Source organism: Kytococcus sp. HMSC28H12 (assembly GCF_001816045.1).
GTDB lineage: Bacteria > Actinomycetota > Actinomycetes > Actinomycetales > Dermatophilaceae > Kytococcus > Kytococcus schroeteri.
Map to the genome: position 1 here is coordinate 1 of NZ_KV824614.1, position 3,762 is coordinate 3,762.

Genomic DNA, 3,762 nt, shown 5'->3' on the forward strand with positions numbered 1-3,762 from the left:
GGGGCGGTGGCCAGCACGAGGTGGAGGGCGCCGCGGGTGCGCGTGGGGGCGTGGAGGCGCTGCTCGAGCCACCCGGCCCAGGTGCCGAACCACGCCACCGGGTGGTGGCGGCGCGGGTCGCCCAGGGCGCGGTCGAGGAGGTAGCCGGCCACCACGCCGGTGGCGGTGGGGTCGATGCCGGGGGTGCGCGTCATCGGGCGTCCTTGACGGTGAGGGGGCAGCCGGCCACGACGAGCTCGACCCGGTGGCACCGGGCGGCCACGGCCTGGTTGAGGCGCCCCAGCTCGTCGGCGAACAACCGGCCCGAGGCGTACTCCGAGACCAGGGAGAAGCCGACCTCGCCGCTCACGACGACGAGCTCGTGGTCGAAGCCGGCGACGGCGGTCAGCAGGGCGTCCACGCGGTCGGTCCACGCCGCGCGCCAGGTGGTGCCGGCCTCGTCGCCCCAGGCCCCGACCTCGCCGAGGTGGTGGGAGACCCAGGTGCCCAGCTCGTCGAGGAGCACCGGCCCGGTGGCGTCGGCGAGGACCGCTGGCACGTCGGTGGACTCGACCGTGGTCCAGGTGCTCGGACGGCGCTCCCGGTGGTGGCGGACGCGCTCGGCCCACGCGGGGTCGTCCTCGGTGACCGGGCCGGTGGCCAGGTAGGTGGCGGGAAGGTGGGCCAGGAGCTGCTCGGCGCGGGCGGACTTGCCCGAGCGGATGCCGCCGGTCACGAGCGTCCTCATGCCCACGCCCCCGCCGAGAGCACGACGAGCACGGTGGCCAGGGAGAGCTCGACGGCGGCGCCGAAGTGGTCTCCGGTCACGCCGCCGACGGCCCGCCAGGCACCCTGCGCGACGGCGAGGGAGGCGACGACGAGAGCCGCGGTGCAGGCGGGCGCGGCCAGGGCTGCCGCATCGCCCCAGCCGGTGAGCAGGAGCATGACGCCGAGGGCGACGGTGGCGGCGGTGAGCACGCCGACCAGGGCGGCGATGCCGACGGTGCCGGCCACGAGGGCCCCGAGCCCGCCGGGCCGGGCTGCCGGGAACGTGCGGAAGGCCAGCACGGTGCAGGCCGCACGGGAGAACGCGACCGCGCCGGCGACCTCCACGGCCCCCAGGCCCCCGGCGGCGGCCGCCTGCAGGGCGAGTACGAGCACGAGGGCGGCCGTCCCCATCGGGCCGACGTCGCCGGATCGCATGATGGCCAGGGCGCGGTCGCGGTCCCAGCCGCCGCCGAGGCCGTCGACGGTGTCGGCGAGGCCGTCCAGGTGCATGCCGCGCGTGCCCCAGGCGAGCAGGGCGACGACCAACAGGCCCACCACCAGCGGCGCGAGGCCCAGGGCGTGGCCGGCGGCGGTGACCAGTCCCGCGCCGACGGCCAGCGGGAGGGCGGCCACCGGGGCGAGCACCATCGACCAGCCGCCCTCGGCGCGTGTGGGGGTGCCGACCTCGCCCACCGGCACGCGGGTCAGGGTGCCGACGGACAGCCGCAGGCCGCGTGCGGCCGTGCTCACGGGACCGCCAGGGCGTCGACGACGGGCCCGATGACGACGGCCACCGGGGCGTGCAACTGCTCGGCCCGCGCACGCTCGGCCGCGGTGGCCAGCTGTGCTCGGACGGTGCGCTGGGCGGGCGTGGAGCCGTTCTCCACCATCGCGACCGGGGTGTCGGCGGGCATCCCGGCATCGCACAGGGCGGCGGCGATGTGGGGCAGGTTCTGCAGGCCCATGAGCACCACGAGGGTGAGGCCGCTGGTGGCCAGAGCGGCCCAGTCCACCTGGCTGCGCGGGTCGCCGGGGGGCACGTGGCCGGAGACGACCGCGACGCCCTGCGAGGTGCCGCGGTGGGTGACCGGCACGTCGGCCAGGGCAGGGACGGCCAGGGCCGAGCTCACACCGGGCACGACCTCCACCGGGACACCGGCCGCGGCGCAGGCGAGCCACTCCTCGCCGCCGCGGCCGAAGAGGAAGCCGTCGCCGCCCTTGAGGCGCACCACCGTGCGACCGGCCAGCGCGTGCTCCACGAGGACGGCGTTGATCGCCTCCTGGCTCGTGGACTCCCCGCGCGGGATCTTGCCCACGTGCACCACGCGGGCGTCGGGGCGGGCCTGGTCGAGGACGGAGAGCGGCGCCAGCCGGTCGCAGACCAGGACGTCGGCCGTGCGCACGGCCTCCAGGCCCCGGGTGGTGAGCAGGCCGGGGTCGCCGGGGCCGCCGCCGACGAGCAGGACGCGTCCGGGCGTGGGCACGCCCTCCGCGGGCTCACGCGATGCGGGCGCCCCGTCCGCCACCTCCCCGCCGGCGCGGTGCACGGCATCGAAGGACCACGGGTCGGGGTCCGGCACGTAGGTGGCCCACCCGCGCGCCACGAGGTCGTCGAGCTGGGGCGTGCGCTGCGCCTCGGGCACGTGCACGGCGTGCCCCTGCTCGGTGAGGCGGGCGAGCAGGCCGGGCAGCTCGGGGCCGTGGCCGTGCACGAGCACGCGGGTCATCGGGGGCCTCCCTCGGGGCGGGGGGTGGTCAGGACGGTGGACAGGGCCGCCAGCAGCCGGTCGGTGGCCTCCGGCGGGCGGACGGCGAGGCGGACCCACGCGGCGCCGAGGCCGGGGAAGGTGTCGCAGCGGCGGACGGCGAACCCGGCGGCGCGCAGACCGGCGTGGACACCCACGCCGACGCGCACCGTGACGAAGGGCGCCACCGACGGCAGGGGATCCAGGCCCAGGGCGCGCAGACCGGTGACGAGGTGGTCCCGGTGGGCGGCGATCTCGGTGGCCCACCCGGCGACCTGCTGCTGCGCGGCGGGGGAGGCGGTGTGCTCCAGGGCGGCCAGCGCGAGGGCGTTGACCGACCAGTGGGGTTGCTGGTCGGCCAGTCGGGCGACCAGCCTCGGGTCGCCGGCGACGTACCCGGCGCGCACCCCGGCGATGCCCCAGGTCTTGGTGAGCGAGCGGACCACGAGCACGCCGGACAGGTGGTCGCAGTGCGCAGGGGCCAGGAGGGACTCGGCCTCGCCGGGCACGAGGTCCATGAACGCCTCGTCCACCACGAGCACCCGGTCCTCCCCGGCGAGCGCGAGGAACTCCTCGCCCCGGTGGAGCCGGCCGGTCGGGTTGGTCGGGTTGCCGACGACCACGAGGTCGGCGGGGCCTGCGGCGGTGAGCAGCCCGGCATCGAAGGGGGTGGCGGCGTCGACCGGCAGCACGACGGCGCGGGCGGTGCGTCCGGCGCGGCGCAGGGCCTCGTCGGGCTCGGTGAACTGCGGGTGCACCACCACGGGGTCGGTCGGCGTCAGGGCCCGCGCGACGAGGGTGAACGCCTCCGCGGCGCCGTTGGTGGGCAGCACCTGTGCCGGGTCGAGGCCGTGGAGGCCGGCGAGCGCCTCCTGCGCGGGCCGGGGGTCGGGGTAGCCGGCGGCGTCGGCCAGGGCGGCCTGCAGCACCGGCAGCAGCTCGGCGGCGGGCCGGGGCACGCGGACGTTCACCGCGAAGTCCTCCAGGCCCGCGGCCAGCTCGGCGTCGCCGTGGTGCGCTGCGCCCGGTGACGGCGCGGCGGCGTGCACCGCCTCGGCGAAGGCCACGCCGAGCCCGGGGTGGCCCACTGGGTGGGTGTGCAGGAAGGACGCGTGCAGGGTGGGGTGCCCGGTGCCGGCCGGGTCGGCGGAGAAGCCGTCGGCCGCCCCGTCCCACCGCCACGCCGGGGACTGGGCCTCCCCCTCGATGCGGGTGCGGTGGATCTCGTGGCCGCGCACCACGCCGCCGGCCGGGGCGAGCAGCGTGTCGG

The 3,762-nt window shown here is 77.9% G+C and carries 5 protein-coding genes; all 5 read right to left on the reverse strand.

What is annotated here, in order from left to right; all coding sequences use genetic code 11:
* Positions 1–194 (reverse strand): cobalamin biosynthesis protein (locus HMPREF3099_RS09680; protein ID WP_141762112.1); only part of this gene is annotated, 194 nt, incomplete at its 3' end.
* The gene (locus tag HMPREF3099_RS09685; RefSeq protein ID WP_070705775.1) at positions 191–727 is read right to left on the reverse strand and encodes a bifunctional adenosylcobinamide kinase/adenosylcobinamide-phosphate guanylyltransferase; all 537 of its coding nucleotides are present in this window, start codon (positions 725–727) and stop codon (positions 191–193) included. The genes HMPREF3099_RS09680 and HMPREF3099_RS09685, both read right to left, overlap by 4 nt.
* Positions 724–1,497 carry an adenosylcobinamide-GDP ribazoletransferase gene (locus tag HMPREF3099_RS09690; RefSeq protein WP_083323688.1) on the reverse strand — a complete coding sequence of 258 codons (774 nt, stop codon included), beginning with the start codon at positions 1,495–1,497 and terminating at the stop codon, positions 724–726. The genes HMPREF3099_RS09685 and HMPREF3099_RS09690 overlap by 4 nt, the downstream gene beginning before the upstream one ends.
* A complete protein-coding gene (cobA, locus tag HMPREF3099_RS09695; protein ID WP_070705772.1) occupies positions 1,494–2,474 on the reverse strand; it encodes a uroporphyrinogen-III C-methyltransferase in 981 nt (326 codons plus the stop codon). The genes HMPREF3099_RS09690 and cobA overlap by 4 nt, the downstream gene beginning before the upstream one ends.
* On the reverse strand, positions 2,471–3,762 hold a 1,292-nt coding region (cobC, locus tag HMPREF3099_RS09700; protein ID WP_141762113.1), incomplete at its 5' end, for an Rv2231c family pyridoxal phosphate-dependent protein CobC. The genes cobA and cobC, both read right to left, overlap by 4 nt.